Below are 25802 nucleotides of genomic sequence, written 5' to 3' on the forward strand. Positions count from 1 at the left end.
ATGGAAATCTATTTTCTCGGAACGAATGCCGGGGTGCCGACGCTGCAGCGCAATGTGACGTCGGTTGCACTCCGGCTGCTTGAAGAACGGCGAACCTTCTGGATGTTCGACTGCGGGGAAGGGACACAGCATCAGGTTCTGCGCTCGCCGCTGCGGCTGGGCAAGCTGGAGAAGCTATTTATCACCCATCTGCACGGTGATCATCTGTTTGGCCTGCCCGGACTCATCTCCAGCAGGGGCTACCAGGGCGGGACTTCACCGCTTACGGTGTACGGACCTCCCGGGCTCAAGGCATATCTGGACATATCGCTGTCTGTAAGCCATTCCCGCATTCCTTATAAGCTGGAGATTGTGGAGCACAGCGGCGGGCTAATTTTTGAGGATGAGACCTTCAAGGTGGAAGCGGGATTGCTGGAGCACCGAATTGACAGCTATGGCTACCGGGTAACGGAGAAGGACAGTCCGGGTAACCTGAATACGGAACTGTTAAAGAGCTATGGACTGAAGCCGGGACCGCTATATGGCCGGTTAAAAAAAGGCGAGGATATCACTACTGATGAAGGCGTGCTGATCCGGGCGGCCGAGGTGATTCATGCACCCAAGCGCGGACGCATCGTAGTTATTCTGGGAGATACCCGGCCTTGTGCGGGCTCACTGCCGCTGGCGCAGGATGCCGATCTGATTATTCATGAGGCGACATTTGCCCATGGCCTGGCGGATATGGCTCATCAATATCATCACAGCACGGCACAGCAGGCTGCGGAACTGGCAAGAGATGCAGGCGGGGCTGAGCTGATCTTGACCCACTTCAGCTCGCGTTACACTTCGCAGGAGGAGCTCGCTCCGCTGCTGAAGGAAGCGCAGGAGATCTTCCCGAATACACTGCTGGCAGAGGAATTCTGCACCTTCCCGGTCTACCGGAGAACCCCGGGAAATGACGCTGAGGACTGAATTATTTTCCGGGAAAGCGCAGGAAATGACAGGGCTGTGCCAAAAATAGCCGGGCGCTGCAGGAGTTCGCTAGCGTTCGACGAAGAACGTTAAATTTAAAGTAAAAGCTGAGGATTAAGCGTACGAAGCAGTAGAGAAAATGCCGAAACGAAGCGGCTAAAAATCGCAGGCAGGCGGGCAATAAATCCATTCGCAGCGCGCTTCCCGGAGAAGCTGCCGCTGCTCTGAATTATAATTCATAGGGTTAATAATAAATAAGATGAACCACTTAATTCGAATCGGCAGGAGGAGTTATGAACAATATCGGAGGCTTGTTAATTGATCTGGATGGCACCTTGTATCATGGCGGCAGAATGATTCCCGGGGCCCAGCGGCTGATAGCAGCGCTTCGTGCGGCGGAGATTCCGTTCCTGTATGTGACGAATAATTCTTCAAGAACACCGGCGAGTGTAGCTGCGCATTTGCGCGGAATGGGCATTGAAGCCAGGCCCGAGGAGGTCTGCACTTCATCGCTGGCTGCCGCCCGTTACATTGCCGGAGAATCTCCGGGAGCATCCGTGGCGATACTTGGAGAAGAGGGGCTGGTGGAAGCCTGCACAGAGGCAGGGTTAACCCTGGTTTCCGAGCATCCGCAGGTTGTCGTGCAGGGGATCGACCGTTCTTTTACATATGAAGCACTGGCCCGCGCTTCGCGTTGGATTCGTGAAGGAGCCAGATTCGTCCTGACCAATCCCGACCTGATGCTTCCCTCCGATGACGGAGTGATGCCCGGTGCAGGTACGATAGGTGCAGCTATTGAAGCAGCCAGCGGAGTGGCGCCCGTGGTCATCGGCAAGCCCGAGACGCACCTGGTGACATATGCGACATCTCTGCTCGGCATCAAGCCGGAGGATGCGGTGATGGTGGGTGACAATATGAGAACGGATATCTTGGCGGGTGCCAATGCAGGCTGCCGGACTGTGCTGGTGCTTACGGGACTTACAACCCGGGATAATCTGGAGCATTACCAGCAGCTGACCGGAGTCAAGCCTGATGAAATTTGTGCTGATTTAGCTGAACTTATGGTACTGCTCGGTGTATAATGACAAAGGTGACCATTTGACCATCCAAGAAGGGAAGATGACAATATGCCGGAATTGCCGGAAATGGAGAATTACAGAAAGCTGCTTAGCCAGCATCTAATAAACGTACCCATTACAGGGGTAACCGTAAATAGAGAAAAGACCATCAATATGGAGACTGAAGAATTCGTGAAAGGGCTGGTCGGGGCACGAATTGTATTCGTGGAACGCCGCGCCAAGCATATCCTCTTCCACCTGCATGACGGCCGCAGACTGCTGCTGCATCTGATGCTGGGCGGACTACTGTTCTATGGTACAGAGGAAGAACGTCCTGACCGTACTACACAGGTTGAGCTTGCGTTCGGTGAGCATATCCTTTACTTCATGGGACTGCGGCTGGGGTATCTCCATCTGCTGTCTGTTAAGGAAGGTGAAGCGGCAATGGGGAAGCTTGGACCGGAGCTGCTGGACCGCCGGATGACGGCCGAACGCTTCGCCGGACTGCTCAAGGGACGGCGCGGTGCGCTGAAGAGTCTGCTGGTCAACCAGCATGTTATGGCTGGAATCGGCAACTGCTACGCTGACGAGATTGCTTATGAAGCCCGTCTGCTTCCGTCTACGCTGGTTCAGAATCTGTCACCGGAAGCGGTGACCCGGCTGTACGACAGCGTGCGTAAGGTGTTAACGGAGGCCACTGAAATCGGCGGTTATATGGAAATGCCGTTCATGACCGGCGATACGGTGACCGGTTCTTATAATGATGCCTGTAAAGTGTATGACCGTGAAGGCGAGCCTTGCCTGCGCGGCGGGGGAACCATAGTGAAGACAGAGCTGTCCGGACGCAAGGTGTTCTATTGCCCGGATTGCCAGCATGACGCATAGCCCCTTCATAGGGGCACATGTCAGCATACGCGGCGGGTACGGGCAGGCTGCCCGGTCCGCCAGGGAGAGCGGTGCTACATGTTTTCAGTATTTTCCGAAGAATCCGCGCAGTCTGAAGCTGAAGCCGGTAGACTACCGCGATGCAAGCAGCTGCGCAGAATACTGCCGGGAGCAGGGAATGGCTTCCATTGCCCATACCCCGTATCCGACGAATCTGGCTGCCGGCCCGGGCGACAGAGAGGTGATGATTGCCTCCCTGCGCAACGATCTGGAGATTGCCGAGGCGTGCGGATCGGTGGGCATTGTGGTGCATTTCGGACATTTTGCCGGGATGGAGCCGTTACAGGGTTATCAAAAAATTATACAATGCATGAACGAGGTACTGGCAGACTGGACGGGACGAACCAAGCTGCTGCTTGAGAATATGGCAGGGAATCATGGGCATGAAGGCATGACGCCCGAAGAGCTGGTCAAGGTCCGTGAGCTGAGCCGCTACCCGGAGAAGATCAGCTTTTGCTTCGATACCTGCCATGCTTTCGCTGCGGGCATCTGGAACCCGGAGCAGACGGAGGAGCTTATCGCACGCGGTGAGAAGCTGGGGTACTGGGCGAATCTGGCGGCTGTGCATTTGAATGACTCCCGGTTTCCCTACGGCTCCCGGCGGGACAGACATGCCGGAATCGGCAGCGGATATATCGGGGGAGCGGCGCTAAGCCAGCTTGTGAAGATGGAGGCCCTGGCTGATAAAGTGATCGTTATGGAAACAGAAAAGGGACCGGATGGCACGCACAGAGCGGAGATTGCTGCTGTGAGGACCTGGTTTGAGGCGGGGGAGGATTGAGAATGAAGGAAATGAATCAGCCGGAGCTGCTGGAGCTGCTGGCCACGAAGGGTGAGCCGCTTGTCCTGTTCCTGTATACCCCGCTATGCGGAACCTGTAAGGCAGCCCGGCGGATGATTGAGGTGGCGGAGCATCTGCTTCCGCCTGGCCTTTTGATTGCTGAGGGGAATGTCAATAGGCTTCCTGATCTGGTGAACACCTATCAAATCTCAAGTGTGCCCGCTCTGTTGGCCGTATCTGCTGACCGCAGCGCTGAACCTGACATCATCTATTCCATTCACTCTGTTGAACGGGTGCTGGCATTCATAAGGAGAGTGACATCATAATGATATCATTACAACACCTGTCCCTGCGCAGGGAGGAGAGCCTGATTCTTGACGATGTATCGCTGGATATGAAGCCGGGGGAGAACTGGGTCATTCTCGGGCGTAACGGCTCCGGCAAAACCACCCTGCTGGAAATGATGACCGGCTACCTTTTCCCCAGCAAGGGCTCTGTTGAAGTGCTGGGGTACAAGTATGGTCAATGTGATCTGCGCGAGGTGCGCAAGCGAATCGGTTATATCGGCCCGTCCCTGATGGAAAAGCTCTCGCTAACCGACCCGGTCTGGGAGGTTGTAGCTACTGGTGCCTATGCGTATTTACGCTTCTATCAGGAGATTCCGCAAAGTGTGAAGGACCGGTCGCTTAAACTTCTGGAGGAGATGAACCTCGGCGAACTGGCGTATCATCCGTTCGGCTTGTTATCCCAAGGGGAGCGCAAGAAGGCTATGCTGGCCCGCTGCCTGATCGCAGAGCCTAAGCTGCTGATTATGGACGAGCCTTGCGCCGGTCTTGATTTATATGAACGGGAGAAAATGCTCGCCGAGATCGACAAGCTGCGGCAGCATAATGTTGGAGTGGTGTATGTTACCCATCATGTGGAGGAGATTGTTCCGCTCTTCACTCACGTGGCGCTGATCCGTGACGGGAAGCTGGCAGGAGCCGGTCCCAAGGAAGAGGTGCTGACACAGGAGATGCTGATGGCTACCTATGATCTTCCGGTCAAGGTTGAATGGGATAACGGACGTCCCTGGATAAAAATAAGTTCTGGAGGCAAAGCGATTTGAACGATGTTACGGAAGACAAGAGTATTTCAAGATATATCTGCACGGCGAATCATGGTTTCGCCCCCTATGCACAGGAGGAGCTAAGACGCCTGTTCGGAGCGGTTAAAAGCACCTTGCTGCTGCCGGGAGAAATCTTCCTGGCCACGCTTGAGGAGGAGCCGGAGGAGGTAGCGCAGCGGCTGGCACAGAACCTGCCGGTCTTCCTGCGCCACATTCAGCCAGTAGATTTCCAGGACACCGGCGATCTGCCGGCTCTGGAACGGCTGGCGGTATACTTAAGCCGGCGTTCGGAGCTGCAAGGCGAGAAGGTGTCGCTGCATGTCCGCAAAGGCCCGTCCTCCTTCTGGGAGCAGAGTCCCGGCGAGCTGCGTGAATGGCTGCAGGGCAGGCTTGACAGCCTGGACGCCGAGTTCACCGTGCAGGAGCCCGCTTGGGTGATCTCCGTCTATGCGGACGGTGACGCGCTGTATGCCGGGGTATCCCGGCCGGAGGCGAACCTGTCCAGCTGGAATGGCGGCATGATCCGCTTCCGCAAGGAGGACGGACAGATCTCGCGGGCCAAATTCAAGCTGATGGAGGCGGAGAAGGAATTCGCCATTCCGTTCTACAGCTTCAAGAATGCGGTCGATATCGGCGCTTCTCCGGGAGGCTGGACCTCATTCCTGCTGGAGCGCGGCCTCAAGGTTACTGCTGTTGATCCGGCGCTGATGCACGAGTCCTTACGTAAGAATCCGGCACTCAAGATTCTGCGCAAAAATGCCGGAGAGGTCAAATTCCGTGAGAACGAATTTGACCTGCTGGTCTGCGATATGAGCTGGAGCCCCAAGCTGATGGCGAAGCTGGTCACTGAGCTGCTGCATAGCCTGACACCGGGCGGCAGCGCGATTGTTACCGTGAAGCTGATGCACAAGAAGCCCATGGCGGTGATCAAGGAGATCATCACCATGTTTGAAGGCCAGCGGATGCAGGTCCAGCGTGCGAAGCAGCTGTTCCACAACCGGGACGAGATTACACTTTATATGATTAAGTATTAATTCATATTTGCAGGATTATGGGAAAGCATCCCGCAGTCTGCACCTCCGGCTTCTTGCCGGTTCCGGTGCGGGCAGTGGGGGCTTTTTTTGCGTTATACAACATTCTATATGAACAGGCGGGGAAGAGATGGAATTCACAGGAAAGTTAAGTCCCGGACAGATTCTGGGAGGGCGTTATTATGTAACCGGGTTGATCGGGACAGGCGGAATGAGCCGGGTATATCTGGCGGAGGATATGCGGCTGCCGGGTATGCTGCGGGCCATTAAAGAGAGCGTCATCCGGGAGGGGAGTTATGGTGCGGGCGCCATTCAGGCGGAAGCGGAGCTGTTAATCTCGCTACGTCATCCGCTGCTCCCGCAGATTGCGGATTTCTTTCCGCCGGACGCTGACGGCTACACCTATCTGGTGATGGATTATATTGAGGGCATCACCCTGCATCAGTATATGGCAGAGCAGTCTACTTCAATGACGGGCGAGCGAATCCTAAGCTATGCGCGGCAGCTGCTGGAGGTGCTGCATTATTTGCACAGCCATGAGCCGCCGATCGTCTACCGGGATCTCAAGCCTTCGAATATCATGCTGACTGGAGAGCATGAGCTGAAGCTCATTGACTTCGGGATTGCGCGCAGGCTGAGAGGCGGCTCCGGTGAGGACACGGAGAAGCTTGGAACAGCCGGGTTCGCAGCCCCGGAGCAATACGGCGGCGGGCAGAGCTGCCCGGTGTCGGACCTGTACGGGCTTGGCGCGCTGCTGCTGTATATGGCCTCCGGCGGGGAGTTCAGCGCCTGGCAGCCCGGGATGGAGCGGAAGCTGCAGGGTCAGCTCCCGGACCGGATGATTCCGGTCATCAGACGGCTGCTGCGGCATCACCCGGAGGAACGGTATGGCAGTGCTGAGGAGGTAAGGAGGGTCCTCCAGCAGCTGAAGATTGGCGGTGCGGGGGAAGCTAGACATGAGCGGACGAACATACGCAAGGCTGCGGATGACCTACACTCGCAGCAATCGCCTGTGGTAGTGGCAGTATTAGGAGTGTCCCCCGGGATTGGGACCACGCATACCTCGCTTGCTGTCAGTCGCTGCCTGTCGTCCTCCGGACGGACGGCATGGGTAGATTGTAATCCCGGTTCGCAGGTATTTAACCGCATGAAGGAAATGGCGGGGAGCCCTGAAATAAACGGTGTTCAGGGGACACAGGTGCAACCGTTCAACTGGATGGGAGTGGACTACTGGAGGCTGCTCCCTTCGGAGGGACTCCCGCAGGTGCCGGAGCAAGCCTATGCTTACATCGTCATGGATCTTGGAACCGGCGGCGGTGAGGGGGCGCTGGAAGCGTTCACAGGCAGCAGCTTCCCGTTGTTGATTGCCTCCGCTGCGGATTGGCGGCTGGAGGATACCCTGCACTGGCTGCGCCGCAGAGGCCTGATTCCCCGGCCGGAATGGCGGATCTGCCTGCCGCTGGCCGGGGAGCATACCGTGGGTCTGCTGGCCTCCCTGCTTGAACCTGCGAGCGTATACAGCCTGCCGCTTCAGCAGGACCCTTTTCAGAGTAAAGGAAAGCTGGTTCAGGCCATTAGGGGGCTGATTGGACCGCTTAAGGGTGCCCGTTTTCCTGCAAAGAATATTAGATTGTTTCAGAAAAAGAGCTGAACGCTCAGAGCTTTTTGACAGTTTTTCAGAAATCGGGCTTTATTTCTATTTCAGTGCAGGGTGCAGGTGTGCTAGAATGGAGCGATATCTATAATGATTGAACCTCTTGGTATTTACAATATAGAATGGAGCTTGCAGAGAATTTATGAGTTTACTTAGTGTGGAAGACGTTTCCCATAATTTCGGGGACCGGGTGTTGTTCAAGGATGTCTCCTTCCGTCTGCTGGATGGAGAGCATGTGGGAATCGTGGGTGCGAACGGCGTGGGCAAATCGACGCTGATGAATATTTTGACCGGCAAATTATTGAAGGACAACGGCAAGGTGGAGTGGACGCCGCGGGTCCGTTACGGATATCTGGATCAGCACACCCTGCTTACCGCCGGTAAAACCGTGCGCGATGTACTTAAAGATGCCTTTCTGCCGCTGCTGGAGCTGGAGCATGAGCTGCTGGCGATTACCGATAAGATGGGGGAGGCGAGTCCCGAGGAGTTGGACCTGCTGCTTGAGCAAATGGGCGACATTCAGGAGCAGCTCGATATCGGCGACTTTTACCTTATTGATGTGAAGGTTGAAGAGATGGCGAACGGACTGGGTCTGACGGCGATCGGTCTGGACCGGGATGTCACTTCCCTGAGCGGGGGACAGCGGACCAAGGTTCTGCTGGCGAAGCTGCTGCTGGAGAAACCGAATGTACTGCTGCTCGATGAGCCTACCAACTATCTCGATGTGGAGCATATTGACTGGCTGACGAATTATCTGAAGCAATATCCGTATGCGTTCATGCTGATCTCCCATGATACGGAATTCATGAACAAAGTGGTCGATGTGATCTATCATCTGGAGTTCTCGAAGCTGACCCGCTATACGGCCAATTACGAGAAATTCCTGGAGATGGCGGGTATGAACAAGGCCCAGCATATTGATGCGTACGAGAAGCAGCAGGATTTCATCAAAAAGCAGGAGGACTTCATCCAGCGCAATAAAGCGCGTGCCTCCACCTCAGGCCGGGCCAAGAGCCGGGAGAAGCAGCTTGGACGGATGGAGCGGATTGATAAGCCGGAAGAGGCGATGAAGCCTGTGTTCCAGTTCAAGGAGAGCCGGGCCAGCGGAAAGACGGTGTTCGAGGGCGTTGATTTCGAGATCGGGTATGACCGTCCGCTGCTGCCAAGCAAGCTGAATATGATCATAGAACGCGGGGACAAGATTGCGATTGTCGGCTACAACGGGGTCGGCAAATCGACGCTGCTCAAAACCATCCTGGGTGTCATCCCTACGTACAGCGGCAAAACCTACCTGGGAGACTACCTGAGTTCAGCCTATTTCCAGCAGGAGCTGAAAGCAGAGAATATCACGCCGATTGAAGACGTATGGAATGAATTCTCCGGTCTGACCCAGAATGAAGTGCGCGGCCATCTGGCCCGCTGCGGTCTCAAAAACGAGCATATCACCCGTCCGATGAACATGCTGAGCGGCGGCGAGCAGGCTAAGGTCCGCCTGTGCAAGCTGATGATGCGTGAGAGCAACTGGATTCTGTTCGATGAGCCTACGAATCACCTTGATATTGTGGCCAAGGCTGAGCTTAAGCGGGCGCTTATGGAATACAAGGGAACGATTCTGCTGGTGTCCCATGAACCGGAGTTTTACGAGGATTGGGTGACGAAGGTCTGGAATGTGGAGCAGTGGTCCGCGCAGACCGTATACTAATGGAGTCCGGGAAAAGTGGAGGTCTGCGCTTTTCCCGGTTTTTTACCAAAAACCTACATACATAGGGGGCTGTTCAGAGATGGGTCCTGATCAAAACACGCCGGTTGGCAGATATTCAAGACAGGTCCGCTTCGCGCCGTTCGGCGCAGCAGGACAGCAGGGACTGGGACGTTCCTGTGTGCTGGTTGTTGGCATGGGGGCGCTGGGAACAGGCATCGCCGAGACTTTGGCCCGCTGCGGGGTTGGGCGGCTTATCCTTGTTGACCGTGACTATGTGGAATGGAGTAACCTGCAACGCCAGCAGTTGTATACGGAAGATGATGCCAGTGTGCGCACGCCCAAGGCGGCTGCAGCCCGTACACGGCTGATGGCGGTCAATTCGGAGATTGTGATCGAGGCTCATGTGCTTGATGTACGTGCAGAGGAGCTGGAGAGCCTGCTCCCCGGCGTGGATCTGATTATGGACGGGACCGATAATTTCGATACCCGGCTGATTATCAACGACCTGGCGCAAAAGCACGGCATTCCCTGGATCTATGGAGCCTGTGTCGGCAGTTACGGCATTACGTATACGATTCTGCCGGGTGAAACCCCCTGTCTGAATTGTCTGCTGGGCACGATTCCGCTGGGCGGGGATACCTGCGACACAGCCGGCATTCTTCCGCAAGCCGTGCAGATGGTGACTACGAACGGAACGGCTGAGGCGCTGAAGCTGCTCGGCGGTTTCAAGGACAAGCTGCGCGGCAAGCTGCTGACCTTCGATATCTGGCATAACGAGCAGCAGGAGATTGGCGTGAGGGCGGCGAAGAAGAACGACTGTCCCTCTTGTGGTGAATCACGGAGCTATCCGTATCTGTCTGCCTCTAACACAGAGCGCAGTGATGTGCTCTGCGGCAGGGATACGGTGCAGATCCGTCCGGCACACCGTAGAAGTCTTGACTTGGAGGAGACGGCTGCCCGCTTGTCCAGGCTCGGCAGCGGCAAGGTGGAGCGCAACCCGTATCTGGTTTCTTTTACAGAGGAGCCGTACCGGATGGTTGTGTTCGCAGACGGGAGAGCCTTAATACATGGAACCAGTGATATCGCTGCCGCCCGCAGCTATTATCACCGGTATTTCGGTTAAATGGAGGAGAAACGCGATGAACAAAGGAACGATCCGTCATATGGCTGTATTCACACTGAAATCCGCTCCGGATTCGCAGGAGACCAGAGCTTTCCTGCGGGATGGAGCTGAGATTCTTAGCGGGATTCCGGTGGTGAAGAATTTCGAGGTGCTGCGTCAGGTCAGCGCCAAGTGTGAGCATCAGTACGGCTTCTCGATGGAGTTCGCCGATCAGGCGGCTTATGATGCTTACAATAGTCATCCGGCGCACCAGGCTTTTGTAGCAGAGCGCTGGGACACCCAGGTAGCGGCATTCCAGGAGATCGATTTCGTACAAATATAAGAAATTATAGGTTTCACACGATTAGTACCGCAAAGAGACCATTCCCCCGAATGGTCTCTTTGTTTTGCGGGAATTCTAGGTATTATCTGCGGCGGCACAGCCGGTGCAAGACTGGTACAGGGGGACTATCCCGGTGAATGAAAAGATAGCATGGTATATACCCGGTCCGCGCCCGGATAGCCATGAAGCTGATGCAGACAGAGAGGATAGGGCTGCCGGCCATATCGGGCTTGAGGAGGCTATTCATAGCCTTGGTATAAGAACAGCAATAAGCGAAGACCTGGATAGTCTTCGCTTATTGCTCTCAGGCGGTGAGCCTGTGCTTCTGCTCGCGGAGCTGGAGGAACCCGGAGGCTGGGCGGGCTGGGAAGCTGTCTCGGAGGCGCGGAAGGAGGGGATGATTCTGCCGGTGATGGTCATATCCGGGGGGGCACCTGAAGTGAAGGGGGAAGCGGCTGTCTCCGTATTCGATGCCGGAGGCAATGAATACATGGAGAAGCCTGTACATACCGGTGAGTTCAAATGCAGAATATTGAATTTACTTAAGCTGACAGGCCGCCGCAGAGATACGGCCTCGCTGCTTAAGGTGGACGGATTACTCCTCGATCCCGGGCGCCGGCAGGTCAGCCGGGATGGAGCCGAGCTGAAGATGACCCCCAAGGAATTCGATCTGCTGTATTATCTGGCAGAGCATCTGGGTGAAGTCTGTCCCCGTGCTGAGATATTACAGCAGGTATGGGGGTATCATTTTCATGCGGACACCAATGTGGTGGATGTCTACATCCGGCATCTGCGACTGAAGGTGGATAAAGGCCGCCGGAATAAACTGATTCATACGGTGCGTGGAACCGGATATGTACTGCGGGCACCGGAGAGCGGGGCCACAAGCTGACGGCCGCTGCGAAGCAGCTCTCCGGCTATTAGAACTTGTACTCTCTTGGTACAAGCTACAATTAAGCTTTCCGCTGTTATAGTACGCGGCGTGATTTCAGGTAGGTTTTTTTCCAGTTGCCCGAATTCAGATCGGAAATGGTCACGCCGGGTGAGCCGTAAGTGTGCAGGATCTTGCCATTGCCGGCATATACCGCTACATGGGTTACGTTCTTGCCGTTGGCCCGGCTTCCGCTGGAGAAGAACACCAGATCGCCGACACGCAGATTGGCTTTGCTGACCGATTTACCCATTTTAGATTGGGCTACGGACGTACGGGGCAGATCCACACCATATTTTTTGAAGATAAATTGAGTAAAGGAGGAGCAGTCAAAATAACGTGTAGTTGAAGTGGAGGCACCGAACTGGTAACGCGTCCCCAGATACTTTTTACCGAAGCTGACCACTTTGGAGCCGGTGGAAGATGCGGATACGGAATCGGCACTTACAGAATCGGCGGATACAGCTGAAGCGGCAGCAGGGGCTGTTCCTGCTCCGGTTGCGAGTAAGGCGCTGAACCCGATTGTTGTGCACAGACCGATTGTCATTGCTTGCTTGAACCATTGTTGCTTATTCATGTTGTATACCTCCAAGGTTGTAATGAATTCTAGTAGTTTCGTTCGTCTGATTCGTAGTATAGCAGGTTATGACAGGCCTAAATTATGGAAGAGATGAGCTAAATGCAGGCGGGATATACAATGTAAGCGTTTTATTAAAATCGCATTAAAAGTTACAAAATATTAATATTTAGCTATCTTGCTCAACAAAAAAAGCCGGGAATCCCTTGAGCATCAAGGAGAATCCCGGCTTTTCGATTTTGAAACAAAGGTTACAGCGATGTCTCCAGAAATCTATGTATTCAGTCCTTGCTCTGAATAATCAGCAGAAGTCCGCTCTCAATCTGAACGGTCCCGCTCTGCTCCAGCAGCACATTGCTCACGGCCAGGGATTGTCCTAACTTGAGGGTGGCGTTCTCCAGAGGATATTGGAAGCCCTGAAGGGTGATGCCCGTTACCTCGGGAGTCAGAGGCAGCAAGGAGACATAGGAATACCCCCGTTCCTCTACAACCGCCTGAGAGCCGGTAAGCGTAATGTAGTTGTTCGCATCCATAATAGAGCAGGCTACCTGCCGTTGCAGTGCTCTTGTCATCATTTGAATGCTGGCCAGCGTATGGTCCATGCGCGTACCCGTTACCCCGATCATCAGAATAGACTGTGGCTGGAGGTTCAGGGCAAGATCCAGGGCCATTTCACTGTCGGTGAGGTCTTTGTTGACCGGATCACAGCTTATAGTCTCCTTGCTTCCCGCCTGAATCCGCCCCAGTGCCTCAGGAGAGACAGAATCGAAATCACCAACGGCAAGCTGGGGGGTGAAGCCATGATCAATCAGGAACAGCGCTCCCCGGTCAGCACCGATAATATAATCCTCTTCATCTAATAAGCGCAGGCATTCCACGGTCAGTTCACCGCCTGCAACAATTACAATACGCCCGGATGGCAATAGCTCCCCCTCCTTGTTGTTCAATTAAGTTCATCATCCTGAACAGTATATAGCAGTTTCAAAAGTTGTACAATTGCCCCGCTGACGCTAAAATAGGGTTAGTGCGGTTCGCCGCACCATCCCTTACGGATGATTAGGAGTGCTTGAGCGCAGGAGGTGAGAGGGATCGTTAATGTGTTGTTTGTATGTCTGGGGAATATTTGCCGTTCGCCGATGGCGGAGGCTGTGCTGCGCAGCAAGATTGAACAGCGTCAGCTTGCGGATCAGATTACAGTGGATTCTGCAGGAACGGGAGACTGGCATATCGGGAAAGCGCCGCATGAAGGGACAAGGCGTATCCTTGATCTGCACGGCATCAGCTATGAGCATATGAGAGCAAGGCTGGTAGCCAGTGAGGATTTCGGGAGATTCGAATATATCATCTGCATGGACAAGTCCAACGGGGAGAATGTGCGCAAAATTCCCGGCGGTGAGCAGTCCAAGCTGTTGTTCTTCATGGATCTGTTGCCGGATGAGGAGCTGCGTGAAGTGCCTGACCCGTATTTCACCGGTAATTTCGAGCAGGTCTATGATTTAATCAATGCCGGTTGTGATGTGCTGCTGGAACGGATTATTCAGGAGAAGATACAGCAGGCATAGTGTACAGCCGGACCGGTTGCCGTCCTTATAATTTAAGGAACGGCACCGTATGTCCGATTCGTGATGAAAGCGCAGTCAATGATGCTGCATACATAAGTTCGTAAGATGTTCACTTTTGGGGTTCTATTTGCTGTTTCAGGAGCTGAAGAAATAGAGTAATGATTCCGGGAGCTCTTTTTGCCAAAAACCCCAAAGATGCTGGCCGTCCTTCTCGCGGTAGGACACCGTGGCCCCCTTGGCTTCAAGCATAGCCTTGGTCTCCCGGTTCATCTCCACGAAATCATAGACGCCGGTATCGGTCTTGTAGTCGCGCTCTTGAAGCCCTACAACCATGTTGATCTGAAGCCAGGAGAGATCCTCCTCTTGGGATAGCAGCTCGCGGGTCTCGGGATAGTATGCGCCGGAGAGGCTGAGCACACGGCTGAATAATCCCGGATACGCCAGCGCCAGGTGGAGTGAGACACTTCCGCCCAGGGAATCACCGGCTACGATCCGCTCCTCCGGTGTGCGCCGGACAGGATAATTATGTTCAATGAAGGGAATAATCTCTTCGGCGAAGCATGCAAGGTACTGCTTGAAGCGGCTGCCGAACGGTGCGTATTCAGCGGTGCGGACTGCCACGTTCACTTCGACGCCCACTATAATGAAGGGTTCCACATCCTGCTCCAGAATCAGCTGACCAGCCAAGGTGGCAATCCGGCCAAAGTTGAAGAATTCTTCACCGTCCTGGCAGTAGACGACAGGATAGCTGAGTACTTCATTATATCCGGGGGGAAGATAGATACGCAGCTTGCGCTCTTCCTGCAGGTGTTCGCTCCACAGTGTTTGTTTTACAATTGTACGTTTCAGAAAAACAGGTTCGCTCATTGTCAAATCGTCACCCTTCATGTCGAATTTTGCTTAAGACTTAGTGTTGCGTTAAAATTAGCCAAGCGGCAAATGTGGGATATATCATTTACTTGATAAATATCCTTTAATCTGTTATAGGATATTTTAACGCCTGTTATACATACAAAATTTATGGAAACATAAATTTTATGCGTATTTCTTTGACGAAACAGATACAACAGGTGTATAATAATTCTATAACAGAGACCACTGATATTCAAATTTTTTTATTGAGGTGAAGATAATGACTAGAGTTCCTTATGAAGTGTATACAGAGGACGTTGAAGCCCTTACGGTTCTTTCCCCGGATGGAGAAATTATCAACAAGGAAATGATGCCTGACCTTACTGATGACCAACTGAAAGAAATTATGTACCGTATGGTATTTACCCGTACCTGGGATGACCGTGCTGTTAACTTGGGCCGTCAAGGCCGTCTAGGCTTCTACGCTCCGGTATCCGGACAGGAAGCTACAATGATCGGCAGCGAGTACGCTTTGCAGAAGGAAGATTTCGTTTGCCCGGGCTACCGTGATATTCCACAGCTCGTATGGCATGGCCTTCCGTTATATCAGGCGTTCCTGTATTCCCGCGGACATCAGCATGGCGGACAGATTCCTGATGGCGTGAATGTACTGATGCCTCAGATCATTATCGGAGCACAGATCCTTCATGCTACCGGTATTGCTATGGGCTTCAAATTGAAGAAACAGCAGAACGTTGCAATCACATATACCGGTGACGGCGGTTCGTCTGAAGGCGACTTCTACGAAGGCCTTAACTATGCAGGAGTATATAAGCTGCCGGTGATCTTCTTCGTTCAGAACAACGGCTATGCCATCACTACTCCGTTCTCAAAGCAGACAGCAGCGAAATCCATCGCCCACAAGGCGGTTGCCGCAGGGATTCCCGGAATCAAGATCGACGGTATGGACGTCTTTGCAGTAATCTCTGCTGTACAGCAGGCTGCTGAACGTGCCCGCAAAGGCGAAGGCGCCACACTGATCGAAGCGGTAACCTACCGTTTCCGTCCGCATTCCCTGTCCGATGATGCCAGTAAGTACCGTACGAAGGAAGAAGAAGGCCAATGGAATGAGAAAGATCCGATTGCCCGTCTCGCCAAGTACCTGGAGAAGAAAGGCCTCTGGACAGAAGAGGACACTCTGCGCGTAAGAGAAGAAGCGAAAGCAACGGTTAACGAGCAGATTAAGAAAGCAGAACAGACCGAAAAAATGACCATTCCCGGCTTGATCGACAGCATGTTCGAGGTAACTCCGAAACATCTTGAAGAACAAAAAGCCGATTTTGAATAAGGGGGATATCAGGCAATGGCACAGATGAATATGAAAGAAGCAATTCGTGACGCAATGCGCGTTGAACTGACTCGTGACCCCAATGTTCTTATCTTCGGAGAAGACGTTGGTAATGTTGGCGGCGTATTCCGTGTAACGGAAGGGCTGCAGAAGGAATTTGGCGAGGAGCGCGTATTCGATACACCGCTGGCAGAGTCCGCCATTGGCGGTTTGGCTTTCGGTCTTGGCGTCCAGGGCTTCCGCCCGATCGCTGAGATCCAGTTCGTAGGGTTCATCTTCGAAGCGCTTGATCAGATCGTTATTCAGGCAGCGCGTCTGCGCTGGCGTTCCGGGGGCAAGTACAATGCTCCTGTAGTCTTCCGCACTCCATTCGGCGGCGGCGTTAAGGCAGCCGAGCTGCATACCGATTCCCTGGAAGGCCTGATTGCCCAGAGTCCTGGTATCAAGGTAGTTATTCCTTCTAACCCATACGATGCGAAGGGACTGCTGATTGCTTCGATCCGCGACAATGACCCTGTATTCTTCATGGAGCACTTGAACCTGTACCATGCTTTCCGTGCAGAGGTGCCTGAAGGTGAATATACCGTTGAACTCGGCAAAGCGAATGTAGTTCGCGAAGGTACGGATGTATCTATCATTACCTACGGTCTAATGGTACATACAGCGACCAAAGCGGCCGACCAGCTCGAAAAAGAAGGCATCAAAGTCGAAATTATCGACCTTCGTACCGTTAGCCCGATTGATATCGACACCATTGTGGCTTCCATCAAGAAGACTAACCGTGCGATTGTTGTGCAAGAAGCTCAGAAGAGCTCCGGCGTAGCCGCTGAGGTTATTGCCCAGATTAATGAAAAAGCTCTGCTGCACCTGGAAGCCCCTGTGCTTCGTGTAGCAGGTCCAGATACAATTTTCCCGTTTGCTCAAATCGAAGATACTTGGATTCCTACCCCTGCACGTGTCATCACGGCAGTTAAGAAAGTCATGGAATTCTAGGAAGTAACGACCTTGCCGTCCTTGTATAAAGGGCGGCAGCCGTTTCTATCTTCTACCAAACAGAGCTGTTGGAATAACTCAACATAATTTATAGGAGGTTATCAAGGTGGCAAAATTTGAGTACCGGTTCCCTGAGCTGGGCGAAGGTCTGCATGAAGGCGAAATTATCAAAATGCATATCAAAGCCGGCGACAAAGTAACCGATGACGATATCGTAATGGAAGTTCAGAACGACAAGGCGGTAGTAGAGGTTCCTTGTCCGGTCAACGGCACAGTGCTTGAAGTCTTCACCAAGGACGGCCAAGTATGCCGTGTAGGGGAAGTTGTAGCCATTATTGATGCAGAAGGCGACATCCCTGAGCAAGAGGGTGGCCATCCGGCAGAGCAGGCTTCCCAGGAAGCTGATGCAGCCAAGGGCGGAGCGGATACTACTTCTTCTCCGGCAACCAGCAGCCCGGCTACTGGCGGAGCAACGAACTTCGAATACAAGTTCCCTGAACTGGGCGAAGGCCTGCATGAAGGGGAAATCATCAAGATGCACATCAAGGTTGGAGACAAAATCACCGACGACGATATCATTATGGAAGTTCAGAATGATAAAGCGGTGGTGGAAGTTCCTTCCCCAGTCAACGGTACTGTAGTCGAAGTGTTCACCAAAGACGGCCAGATCTGCCGTGTAGGTGAAGTTGTGGCTATCATTGCTGCAGAAGGCGATGTTCCTCAGCAGGAGGGCGGCCACGCTGAAGCATCCGGTGCCCAGGCAGCAGCTCCTTCCCAAGGTACTGCACCGGCAGCGGCGGCAGCTCCAGCTCCTGACCGTGAAGTGCTGGCAACACCAAGCGTGCGTAAATATGCCCGTGACAAGAGCGTAGATATCTCCAAGGTGAACGGTTCCGGCAAGAACGGTAAGATCACACTTGAAGATGTGGAAGCCTTCCTGAAGGGCGGCTCTGCAGCACCAGCAGCGGCTCCTGCAGCATCTGCACCGGCAGCAGCAGAAGCGCCAAAAGCTAAGGCAGCAGCTGCACCAGCAGCTTCCGCTTCCGGCAATGCTAACCTGGAAGAAGAACGCGTACCATTCAAGGGTATCCGTAAAGCGATTGCCAATGCTATGGTTAAATCGGCTTACACTGCACCGCATGTTACCATTATGGACGAAGTGGATGTTACGGAGCTTGTAGCCTTCCGTGCCCGCATGAAGCCGGTAGCAGAGAAGAAGGGCGTGAAGGTTACTTATCTTCCGTTCATCGTGAAGGCACTCGTGGCCGCTTCCCGTCAGTTCCCTGCGCTTAACGCGATGATTGACGAAGCTACGAACGAAATTGTCTACAAGAAGTACTACAACATCGGTATTGCTACAGATACAGACAACGGCCTGATCGTTCCTGTCATCAAGGACGCTGACCGTAAGAGTATCTGGATGATCGCAAGCGCGATTACAGATCTGGCTGTACGCGGACGCGACGGCAAGCTGGCTCCGAATGAAATGAAGGGCAGCACGATCTCGATCAGCAACATCGGCTCTGCCGGCGGTATGTTCTTCACTCCGATTATCAACTTCCCTGAAGTTGCTATTCTCGGAACCGGACGTATCACTGAGAAGCCTGTTGTGAAGAACGGCGAAATCGTAGCAGCACCTGTAATGGCTCTGTCCCTGAGCTTTGACCACCGGATTATTGACGGCGCAACAGCACAGAATTTCATGAATTACATTAAGACCCTGCTTGCAAATCCTGATATGTTAGTTATGGAGGTGTAATTAATGGTAGTCGGAGACGCTTCAATCGAAATCGACACATTGGTAATTGGTGCAGGTCCCGGCGGGTATGTGGCGGCAATCCGTGCCGCCCAGCTCGGCCAGAAGGTAATCATTGTAGATAAATCGGAACTCGGCGGCGTATGCTTGAACCGCGGCTGTATTCCTTCCAAGGCCCTGATCTCGGCCGCACATCAATTCGAGGCTGCCCAGCACGGTGAAGTATTCGGTGTTACTGCCGAGAACGTCAAGGTGGACTGGTCCAAGACTCAGGCCTTCAAGAACGGCGTAGTCAAGAAAATGACTTCCGGCGTTACGAGCCTGATGAAGGGCAACAAGATCGAGGTATTCAGCGGAGAAGCTATGTTCATCAGCACAAACGAAGCCCGTCTGTTCAATGATCATGAATCCCCGCGCTATAAGTTCAATAACTGCATTATCGCAACGGGCTCCCGTCCGATTGAACTGAAGCCATTCCCGTTCGGCGGACGCATCCTGTCCTCCACGGAAGCGCTGGATCTGCCTGAAATCCCTAAGAGCATGATCGTTATCGGCGGCGGGTACATTGGTGCGGAGCTGGGTCAGATGTACTCCAAATTCGGCACCAAGGTTACCATCATTGAAGGTCTGGATACTGTTCTGCCTGGCTTCGACAAAGACATGACCCGTCTGGTTGCCAAGAATATGGCTAAGACCGGCATTGAAATTGTGACTAACGCCAAAGCGGAATCTGCGGTTCAGAACGATAAGGAAGTTACTGTGAAGTACTCCGTAGGCGGAGAGTCCAAAGAAGTGACTGCCGAATACCTGCTGGTAACCGTAGGACGCCGTCCGAATACTGACGGCGAGCTGGGCCTGGATCTGATCGGCGTTGAGCTGGATGACCGCGGTCTGGTGAAGGTAGATCATCAGGGACGGACTAACATTCCTAACATTTTCGCCATCGGCGATATCGTTCCGGGTCTTGCCCTGGCGCACAAAGCTTCTTACGAAGGTAAGATTGCTGCGGAAGCCATTGCCGGACACAAATCGGTTGTGGATTACAAGGTAATGCCGGCTGTAGTCTTCACAGATCCTGAATGCTCCAGCGTAGGCCTGACTGAGAAAGAAGCGAAGGATAAGGGCTATGCGGTTAAGGCCGGCAAGTTCCCGTTCGCAGGCAACGGGCGTGCCGTGTCCCTGAATGCTCCTGAAGGCTTCATCAAGATTGTAGCGAAGAGCGACAACAATCAGGTGCTTGGCGCGCAAATCGTCGGTATCGAAGCTTCCAACCTGATCGCTGAGCTGGGTCTGGCGATTGAAATGGGTGCAACGCTTGAAGATATCGCACTGACCATCCATGCGCATCCAACCCTTGGCGAGATCGTTATGGAAGCGGCTGAGCTGGTAGAAGGCCACCCGATCCACGTAATGAAATAATAACCGCTTAAGCTTATGCGGTAAGAATCCAAGAGGATGTTTCCGAAGCCATGCAGATGGTCAGGGAACATCCTCTTTTAGATAATGCCTGAAGTCTCTGTCAGGAACGTTCGGAAATAGCTGGCAGCCAGCCCAATTCGGGTAGATAAATGTTTGTTTTTTTGCGTTTTTTTATCGTTAGGGAAGTTACAACGACCGTCAGCTCATGGTAAACTGATAGAAGAAAAAAGAGAGTGGGGTGTGATACGGCTTGCGTAATTACTTGGATTTATTGCAGGATATTCTCGACAACGGTACAGCTAAGAGCGACCGGACAGGTACAGGTACAGTGTCCGTCTTCGGGCGTCAGCTCCGCTTCGATCTGTCGAAGGGCTTCCCGCTGATGACCACCAAGCGCATTCATCTGAAGTCGGTGGTACATGAGCTTCTATGGTTCCTCAAAGGGGATACCAATACAACGTATCTGAAGGAGAATGGCGTCTCGATCTGGGATGAATGGGCCGATGAGAACGGGGAGCTGGGACCGGTATACGGTTCGCAGTGGCGGGCCTGGGAGAGCAAGGACGGGCAGCATATCGATCAGATTGCGAAAGTAATTGAGTCGATTAAGCATAATCCCGATTCGCGGCGTCATATCGTCAGTGCGTGGAATGTAGGCGAGATTGAGCAGATGAAGCTTCCGCCCTGCCATTTCGTGTTTCAGTTCTATGTAGCGGGCGGCAAGCTCTCCTGCATGCTTACGATGCGTTCGGTGGATACGTTCCTTGGGCTTCCGTTTAACATTGCCAGCTACGCGCTGCTTACCCATATGGTGGCCCAGCAGACGGGGCTTGAGGTCGGAGAATTCATCTGGTCCGGCGGAGATGTGCATATATATACAAATCATATGGAACAAGTGGCTACACAGCTTGCACGGGAGCCTTATGCGCTGCCGAAGCTTAACATCCGCAGAGTACCGGACAGTATTTTTGATTATACCTTTGAGGATTTTGAATTTACCGACTATGTCTATCATCCGGGAATCAAGGCACCGGTTGCTATATGAGTATTACCATGATATGGGCGATGGCCTCAAATGGCGTAATTGGCAAAAATAATGACATGCCCTGGCATTTGCCGCTGGATTTCGCTTATTTCAAAGCAGAGACACTCGGCAAGCGGATGCTGATGGGCCGAAAAACCTGGGAGTCGCTGGGCAGCAAACCGCTGAAGGGCCGTACCAGCCTGATTCTGACCCGCGATAAGAGCTTCGCACCCGAAGGGGCTGAGGTCATCCATACGCTGGCTGAGGCGCTGGCTGAGGGGCGCAAGGAGGATGAGCTGATGGTGATCGGCGGAGCCGAGATCTATAGCTTGATGCTGCCGTATGCCGACAAGCTGCGTGTTACACGGATAGAGGCGGAGATTGAAGGCGATACGAGATTCCCTGAGGTAGACTGGAGCCAGTGGAAGGAAGTTTCCAATACACCGGGACTCAAGAATGAGCAGAATCCGTATGATTATCGTTTTATGGTGTACGACCGCAAGGAGTGACAATGAAGCGTTTTCTCTGACACAAGATGTGAAATAGTACAAATAATCAGCAGATTAGTCCATTACAGTGCGAAAGTATTGAATGCTAATATAATTAAAATTAGAAATGGTGTACTATACATCAACACGAAGAGAACGGATGGGGGAAACGTATATATGTCTACACCTACTGGATTTATGGAGTATAAGCGCCAGCTCCCAGGGGACCGCGATCCCGAGCAGCGCGTGAAGGATTGGGAAGAATTCCACGAGCATCTGACCGAGGACGAGCTTCGGACCCAGGGTGCCCGTTGTATGGATTGCGGCACACCGTATTGCCACACTGGCATGGATATGAGCGGCGGTACTTCAGGCTGTCCCGTGCATAACCTGATTCCGGAGTGGAATAACCTGGTCTACCGGGGCTTGTGGAAGGAAGCGCTGGAGCGCCTGCACAAGACGAATAACTTCCCTGAATTCACCGGCAGCATCTGTCCTGCACCTTGCGAGGGCTCCTGTACCGTCGGTCTGATTGGACAGCCTGTTACGATTAAGACGATCGAGCTGGCCATTGTGGACAAGGGCTTTGAAGAGGGCTGGGTAGTCCCGAGTCCGCCGGAGAAGCGTACAGGCAAACGGATCGCCATTGTCGGCTCCGGTCCGGCAGGACTGGCCGCAGCAGCGCAGCTGAATAAGGCGGGTCACACGGTAACGGTCTTCGAGCGCAGTGACCGGATCGGCGGCCTTCTGATGTACGGCATTCCGACGATGAAGCTGGACAAACGTGTCGTACAGCGCCGCGTCGATCTGCTGGCTGCAGAAGGTATCGAGTTCGTGGTTAACACTGAGATTGGCAAAGACATTCCGGCGCAGCAGCTGGTGGATGAATATGATGCCGTTGTTCTCTGCGGCGGCGCGACCAAGGCAAGACGCTTCAATGTGGAGGGTCATGACCTCAAAGGGGTTATGTATGCCATGGATTACCTGAACGGCACGATCAAAAGCTATCTGAATTCCAATCTGGAGGATGGCAATTACGTATCCGCCGCAGGCAAGGATGTCATCGTACTTGGCGGAGGCGACACCGGCTCTGACTGTGTCGCGACCTCCCTGCGCCATGGCTGCAACAGCATTACCCAATTCGGCACGCATGACAAAGCGCCGCTTACGCGTGATCCGATTGCCAACCCTTGGCCGCAATTCCCGAATGTCTATACGCTGGATTATGCCCAGCAGGAAGCCAAGGCAGTCTTCGGTGAAGATCCGCGCGAGTTCTCGATCATGACGACGAAATTTGTCGGTGATGATGAAGGCAACCTGAAGGAGCTGCACACCGTGCAGATCCGCCGTATGGTGGATGAGACCGGACGGAAGATCTACCAGCCGGTTCCGGGCACCGAGGCTGTCTATCCGGCCCAGCTGGCACTGATTGCGATTGGCTTCGACGGACCGGAGCAGGATATCATTGAGGAGCTTAAGCTGGATACGGACCGCCGTACCAATGTGAAGGCCCGTTATGGCAAATTCAACACAAATGTGGATAAAGTATTCGCAGCCGGAGATATGCGCCGCGGACAGAGTCTGGTGGTATGGGCTATCAACGAGGGACGCGAAGCAGCGCGTGAAGTGGATAAATACCTGATGGGTTCGACTGTACTTGCTTAATTCTATATGTACGAAAAAGCCGTCCTTCAGCATTGCTGAGAGACGGCTTTTTATTATGCTCTTATTATGCTGCTATACCATTGAATGGCCTTCTATGCCCAAAAGATCACGGGAGCTAGTCTTCCAGCTTGAACCGTTCAATCTTAAGCTGCAGATCGCCCGCCATCCTGGACAGCTCCGTAGAGGAGGCGGAGATCTCTTCCATGGAAGCGAGTTGTTCCTGTGTAGCTGCCGTTACACTCTGGAAGGCGTCAGAAGTAGAACGGGAGATGCCGGAGATCTCATGAACGGAAGCGGCGACCTCCTGCGCTCCCGCTGACATCTGCTCGGTAATAGCCGAGATGTCATGCAGCTGGCTGTTGATTTTGGCCGTAGACTGTTCAATGCTGTTGAAGGATTCCTTGGCTTCGGCGGTGACCTGAATACCCAGCTCAACATCAGCTGCGACGGTATGCCGGATCGCTTCATAGGTCTGGTCGATCAACCGGGTCATCTGCTGGAGGGTATCTTGAATATCTCCGGCGGTATTCTTCGATTGATCGGCCAGCTTCCGCACCTCAGCAGCCACGACGGCGAAGCCCCGGCCCTGCTCTCCGGCCCGGGCCGCTTCAATGCCGGCGTTCAGCGATAGGAGATTCGTCTGTACGGCGATCGCCGTAATCGCACTGCTCATCGCGGACACCTCATCGTTCAGGCCGTTTAATTGCCCGATCAGCTGCGAAGAGTGGTGGGTAGAGGTCCGGATGGCATCCATTTGCTGGCTGACCTGTTCCATCTTCCGGCTGCCGCTGCGCACATCTGCTTCAGTGCTTGCGGAAGAATCGACGATGGAGGCGGCGGCTTCGGCGATCCTTTGAATACCGGAGGACATTTCCTCCATCGCGCGCGAGGTCTCTGCCATGGCCGAGGTCTGTGTCTGCGCACCCTCGGAGGAGTCCTGCACCAGTTCAGCCACGTAAGCGGTGGCTCTGGAGTTCTCTTCGGTTGTGGCATTTAATTGCTGGCTGGAGGCAGCGAGTTGTCCCGAGGTGTCCGAAATATCCGAGACGATGCCGCGCAGAGAGCCTACCATCAGGTTGTAATTCTGTGCCAGCTGACCGATCTCATCCACCCGGTTCATCTGAATCTGCTCATTCAGATAGCCTTCGCTTACCCGCTGTGCAGAACGGTTCAGGCTGCGGATCGGCTTCGTGATGGAGCGGACAATCAGGTACATCAGGGTTAGGGCGACAAGCAGGGCAACAGCCAGAACCATCAGTCCTGTATAGATAATGGGCTGTGAGGCATCCGAAAATTCTTGGGTAGGCAGGATGCCGACAATTTTGAACCCTGTATTCGGATCCGTTGTATAATAACCCTGCATCTCCATCTCCGTGTCCGGATTGGTATAGTGCAGGTCCCCGCTGTCGTTTGCCAGCATTTTCACTATATAATCTGCTACATCTTCACCTGCTGCTTTGCCGGGATAAGAGACGAATTTATCATTACGGTCCACAATGTAGAAGTAGCCGGTCTCACCTGGATGGGTGGTATGGATTCTTTCACTCATTGCCTTGAGATTGAGGCTGGTGGTCACAGCTCCTTTGCCATCCTCCAGCGAATGGGAGATGAACAGCGTATAATTGCCGGTTGTTGCGGAGACAAAGGGATCAATGATTGTAGTGGTACCGGCATTCTGCATGGACGCCTTATACCAGTCCCGTGTACGCGGATCATAATCCTGTTGGCCGGGGTCCGGGGCCTTCATCCAGGCACCTTGTTCGTTACCCGCCGTAAGAATCTCCAGCTCGGGATGTGCCTTCATGAACTCATCGATGAGTGCACGTGTTGCGGGAGCCTTCACATCGAGCCCGGAAGACTCAATCTGGCGGCTGAGCAAATCTACATTCCGCATTGCAGCGGATACATATTCTTGGATGGTCCCGGCGACCAGATCGACACTGGAATGCGTGGCTTTCTGCATCTTAAGCTCCAATTCCCGTTTCGCACTGGAATAGGAGAAATAACTGACCAAGAGGATCGGGATCACCAGCATAATGGTGAACAGCATCATCATTTGTCTTTGCATTGATCGTGATCTGAGCTTGCCGGTGAAGCGGTTGACTGACTTGAACATTGGAACGGTTCCCCCTCTGGTACATGGAAATCGGCTGGTAGCTAGCCGTTTCTCTCTAAATACCTCAACTCCTATTCGGTTTATCGACACATTCTTTTCATATCTTAAGGATTTGATGTAAAATATTTAATTGCATTCACAATCTATTCATCGCCTGCTTGACGCGGCCTCGAATATCGTATAGATTAAGAACCAACATTTATAACGTAACAGCGTTGACCAAGGACCTGGTATCCGTAAGCGCCGGAAGCAGAGAGGGGATTCACCGGCTGAAAGATCCCCCGAGTGCGTAAGACACCAATCCTGCCTTGGAAGCTGCAGCTTATGCTGAAGAGGGGCATACGTCTGCCGGAACCGGCCGTTATCCGGATTAGAGGACCGCAGGCTTGGATAGTC

Annotated in this window: 24 protein-coding genes; 20 read left to right on the forward strand and 4 right to left on the reverse strand. The window is 53.4% G+C overall.

The features are described from left to right. The 12 genes from rnz (at position 1) to MKY96_RS10790 (ending at position 11567) form a co-directional block, all read left to right on the forward strand. Positions 1–951, forward strand: coding sequence for a ribonuclease Z (gene rnz / locus MKY96_RS10735; protein ID WP_340940288.1), 951 nt, complete (start codon positions 1–3; stop codon positions 949–951). Between the two features lie 293 nt (positions 952–1244). Further along, complete coding sequence (locus MKY96_RS10740; RefSeq protein WP_340940290.1) at positions 1245–2033, forward strand: TIGR01457 family HAD-type hydrolase; 789 nt, start codon at positions 1245–1247, stop codon at positions 2031–2033. 45 nt (positions 2034–2078) lie between these two features. Further along, positions 2079–2894, forward strand: a complete 816-nt coding sequence (locus MKY96_RS10745; protein ID WP_340940291.1) for an Fpg/Nei family DNA glycosylase — start codon at positions 2079–2081, stop codon at positions 2892–2894. Next, positions 2884–3735, forward strand: coding sequence for a deoxyribonuclease IV (locus MKY96_RS10750; RefSeq protein WP_340940293.1), 852 nt, complete (start codon positions 2884–2886; stop codon positions 3733–3735). Before MKY96_RS10745 ends, MKY96_RS10750 begins: the two co-directional genes overlap by 11 nt. A 2-nt stretch (positions 3736–3737) precedes the next feature. Continuing rightward, entirely contained in the window at positions 3738–4061 is a 324-nt protein-coding gene (locus tag MKY96_RS10755; protein ID WP_340940295.1) for a thioredoxin family protein, read from the forward strand. Continuing rightward, positions 4061–4843, forward strand: a complete 783-nt coding sequence (locus tag MKY96_RS10760; protein WP_340940296.1) for an ABC transporter ATP-binding protein — start codon at positions 4061–4063, stop codon at positions 4841–4843. The genes MKY96_RS10755 and MKY96_RS10760 overlap by 1 nt, the downstream gene beginning before the upstream one ends. Beyond that, on the forward strand, positions 4840–5877 hold the full coding sequence (locus MKY96_RS10765; RefSeq protein ID WP_340940297.1) for an SAM-dependent methyltransferase: 1038 nt from the start codon (positions 4840–4842) through the stop codon (positions 5875–5877). The genes MKY96_RS10760 and MKY96_RS10765 overlap by 4 nt, the downstream gene beginning before the upstream one ends. A 127-nt stretch (positions 5878–6004) precedes the next feature. Next, positions 6005–7525: a serine/threonine protein kinase gene (locus MKY96_RS10770; RefSeq protein WP_340940298.1), complete on the forward strand. Its 1521-nt coding sequence runs from the start codon at positions 6005–6007 to the stop codon at positions 7523–7525. A 145-nt stretch (positions 7526–7670) separates the two neighbouring features. Then, positions 7671–9230, forward strand: a complete 1560-nt coding sequence (locus tag MKY96_RS10775; RefSeq protein WP_340940299.1) for an ABC-F family ATP-binding cassette domain-containing protein — start codon at positions 7671–7673, stop codon at positions 9228–9230. A gap of 79 nt (positions 9231–9309) precedes the next feature. After that, positions 9310–10353, forward strand: coding sequence for a ThiF family adenylyltransferase (locus MKY96_RS10780; protein ID WP_340940300.1), 1044 nt, complete (start codon positions 9310–9312; stop codon positions 10351–10353). 16 nt (positions 10354–10369) lie between these two features. Continuing rightward, the gene (locus tag MKY96_RS10785; protein ID WP_340940301.1) at positions 10370–10675 is read left to right on the forward strand and encodes a Dabb family protein; all 306 of its coding nucleotides are present in this window, start codon (positions 10370–10372) and stop codon (positions 10673–10675) included. A 133-nt stretch (positions 10676–10808) separates the two neighbouring features. Beyond that, on the forward strand, positions 10809–11567 hold the full coding sequence (locus MKY96_RS10790; protein WP_340940302.1) for a winged helix-turn-helix domain-containing protein: 759 nt from the start codon (positions 10809–10811) through the stop codon (positions 11565–11567). A 76-nt stretch (positions 11568–11643) separates the two neighbouring features. On the opposite strand, the gene MKY96_RS10795 is transcribed toward MKY96_RS10790, so the two are convergent. Further along, positions 11644–12183 (reverse strand): C40 family peptidase, encoded by a 540-nt coding sequence (locus MKY96_RS10795; RefSeq protein ID WP_340940304.1) that lies wholly within the window; start codon positions 12181–12183, stop codon positions 11644–11646. A 281-nt stretch (positions 12184–12464) separates the two neighbouring features. Then, entirely contained in the window at positions 12465–13106 is a 642-nt protein-coding gene (locus MKY96_RS10800; protein WP_340944519.1) for a thiamine diphosphokinase, read from the reverse strand. A 165-nt stretch (positions 13107–13271) separates the two neighbouring features. On the opposite strand from MKY96_RS10800, the gene MKY96_RS10805 reads away from it, so the two are divergent. Further along, positions 13272–13745, forward strand: a complete 474-nt coding sequence (locus MKY96_RS10805; protein ID WP_340944521.1) for a low molecular weight protein-tyrosine-phosphatase — start codon at positions 13272–13274, stop codon at positions 13743–13745. A 135-nt stretch (positions 13746–13880) separates the two neighbouring features. Here MKY96_RS10805 and MKY96_RS10810 read toward each other — a convergent pair whose 3' ends face one another. Beyond that, a complete protein-coding gene (locus tag MKY96_RS10810) occupies positions 13881–14612 on the reverse strand; it encodes an alpha/beta hydrolase (protein WP_076079333.1) in 732 nt (243 codons plus the stop codon). A gap of 265 nt (positions 14613–14877) precedes the next feature. On the opposite strand from MKY96_RS10810, the gene pdhA reads away from it, so the two are divergent. The 7 genes from pdhA (at position 14878) to MKY96_RS10845 (ending at position 23290) form a co-directional block, all read left to right on the forward strand. Further along, positions 14878–15945, forward strand: coding sequence for a pyruvate dehydrogenase (acetyl-transferring) E1 component subunit alpha (gene pdhA, locus MKY96_RS10815; protein WP_340753349.1), 1068 nt, complete (start codon positions 14878–14880; stop codon positions 15943–15945). A 15-nt stretch (positions 15946–15960) separates the two neighbouring features. After that, complete coding sequence (locus tag MKY96_RS10820) at positions 15961–16938, forward strand: alpha-ketoacid dehydrogenase subunit beta (RefSeq protein WP_036726449.1); 978 nt, start codon at positions 15961–15963, stop codon at positions 16936–16938. 106 nt (positions 16939–17044) lie between these two features. Beyond that, positions 17045–18697, forward strand: coding sequence for a 2-oxo acid dehydrogenase subunit E2 (locus MKY96_RS10825; RefSeq protein WP_340940306.1), 1653 nt, complete (start codon positions 17045–17047; stop codon positions 18695–18697). Between the two features lie 3 nt (positions 18698–18700). Then, the gene (lpdA, locus tag MKY96_RS10830; protein WP_076079331.1) at positions 18701–20113 is read left to right on the forward strand and encodes a dihydrolipoyl dehydrogenase; all 1413 of its coding nucleotides are present in this window, start codon (positions 18701–18703) and stop codon (positions 20111–20113) included. Positions 20114–20363: 250 nt separating this feature from the next. Then, the gene (gene thyA / locus MKY96_RS10835; RefSeq protein WP_340940307.1) at positions 20364–21158 is read left to right on the forward strand and encodes a thymidylate synthase; all 795 of its coding nucleotides are present in this window, start codon (positions 20364–20366) and stop codon (positions 21156–21158) included. Beyond that, positions 21155–21646 (forward strand): dihydrofolate reductase, encoded by a 492-nt coding sequence (locus MKY96_RS10840; protein WP_339309993.1) that lies wholly within the window; start codon positions 21155–21157, stop codon positions 21644–21646. Before thyA ends, MKY96_RS10840 begins: the two co-directional genes overlap by 4 nt. Before the next feature lie 156 nt (positions 21647–21802). Continuing rightward, positions 21803–23290, forward strand: coding sequence for a glutamate synthase subunit beta (locus tag MKY96_RS10845; RefSeq protein WP_340940310.1), 1488 nt, complete (start codon positions 21803–21805; stop codon positions 23288–23290). A 115-nt stretch (positions 23291–23405) separates the two neighbouring features. Here MKY96_RS10845 and MKY96_RS10850 read toward each other — a convergent pair whose 3' ends face one another. Next, complete coding sequence (locus tag MKY96_RS10850) at positions 23406–25406, reverse strand: methyl-accepting chemotaxis protein (RefSeq protein ID WP_340940311.1); 2001 nt, start codon at positions 25404–25406, stop codon at positions 23406–23408. Between the last annotated feature and the right edge of the window lie 396 nt (positions 25407–25802).

It is taken from the genome of Paenibacillus sp. FSL R7-0302 (assembly GCF_038006885.1).
GTDB lineage: Bacteria > Bacillota > Bacilli > Paenibacillales > Paenibacillaceae > Paenibacillus_AQ.